The 1,469-nt window shown below is 61.1% G+C and carries 1 protein-coding gene and 1 pseudogene; both read left to right on the top strand.

Going from position 1 to position 1,469, the window contains the following annotated elements; all coding sequences use genetic code 11:
• The coding region (locus F7P80_RS16635; protein WP_249041515.1) for an electron transfer flavoprotein subunit beta/FixA family protein at positions 1–740 on the top strand (740 nt) is incomplete at its 5' end.
• Positions 741–894: 154 nt separating this feature from the next.
• Positions 895–1,469 (top strand): annotated as a pseudogene (locus tag F7P80_RS16630) (electron transfer flavoprotein subunit alpha/FixB family protein); the annotation flags it as partial.

Genomic DNA, 1,469 nt, shown 5'->3' with positions numbered 1-1,469 from the left:
TGGTCCCAGTCAAGCGCGTGGTGGACTACAACGTCAAAGTCCGCGTGAAGTCCGACGGCACAGGCGTGGACATCGCCAACGTCAAGATGAGCATGAACCCCTTTGACGAGATTGCCGTCGAAGAAGCCGTGCGCCTGAAGGAAAAGGGTGTGGTCACCGAGGTGATCGCTGTCTCCTGCGGCGTGACCCAGTGCCAGGAGACCCTGCGCACGGCCATGGCCATTGGTGCGGACCGTGCCATCCTGGTGGAAACCAATGAAGAGCTGCAGCCCCTGGCCGTGGCCAAGCTGCTCAAGGCCCTGGTGGACAAGGAGCAACCCGGCCTGGTGATTCTGGGCAAGCAGGCCATTGACGATGACTGCAACCAGACAGGCCAGATGCTGGCGGCGCTGGCAGACCTGCCACAAGCTACTTTTGCCTCCAAGGTGGAAGTGGCTGGCGACAAGGTGAACGTGACCCGTGAAGTGGACGGCGGCCTGGAAACCCTGAGCCTGTCTACCCCTGCAGTGATCACCACCGACCTGCGCCTGAACGAGCCCCGCTACGTGACCTTGCCCAACATCATGAAGGCCAAGAAAAAGCAGCTGGACACCGTCAAGCCTGAAGACCTGGGCGTGGATGTGGCCCCCCGCATCAAGACCCTGAAGGTGGCAGAGCCTGCCAAGCGTGGCGCTGGTGTGAAGGTGCCCGATGTTGCAACGCTCGTAGAAAAACTCAAAAACGAAGCGAAAGTGATCTAACCCCCTGAGCCGCTTCGCGTCTTCCCCCAAGGGGGACGACAGCCTCGCGTCGGGGCGGCCCTAGCTCGCTGTCTCTGGCTTTGAGACGTGCGGGTTTTGAAGGTCGATGCCCGTTCGCGGACTTCGTAAGAACGTAAAGAATTTTGGAGTTGAAATGACTTCCCTCGTTATTGCTGAACACGACAACGCCTCCATTAAGGGCGCAACCCTGAACACCGTCACGGCTGCTGTGGCCTGCGGTGGTGATGTGCACGTGCTGGTGGCAGGTGAAAACGCCGCTGCTGCAGCCGCTGCTGCTGCCCAGATCGCTGGAGTGTCCAAGGTCATCCATGCCGATGGCGCAAGTCTCAAGGACGGCCTGGCGGAGAACCTGGCTGCACAGGTGCTGGCCATCGCCGGCAACTACAGCCACATCCTGTTCCCCGCCACCGCTTCCGGCAAGAACGCAGCCCCCCGTGTGGCCGCCAAGCTGGACGTAGCCCAGATCAGCGACATCACTGCTGTGGTGTCTGCTGATACTTTCGAGCGCCCCATCTACGCAGGCAATGCCATTGCCACCGTGCAATCTGCTGATGCCACCAAGGTGATCACCGTGCGTACCACCGGCTTTGACGCTGCTGCTGCTACCGGCGGCTCTGCAGCCGTTGAAACCGTGGCGGCTGTGGCTGATTCGGGCAAGAGCGCCTTTGTGGGCCGTGAAGTGACCAAGAGCGACCGCCCTGAGCTGAC

It is taken from the genome of Comamonas kerstersii, assembly GCF_008801935.1.
Taxonomy (GTDB): Bacteria; Pseudomonadota; Gammaproteobacteria; order Burkholderiales; family Burkholderiaceae_C; genus Comamonas; species Comamonas kerstersii.
The sequence above is the reverse complement of the archived record's forward strand: the minus strand, read 5'-3'. Positions and strand labels throughout refer to the sequence as shown.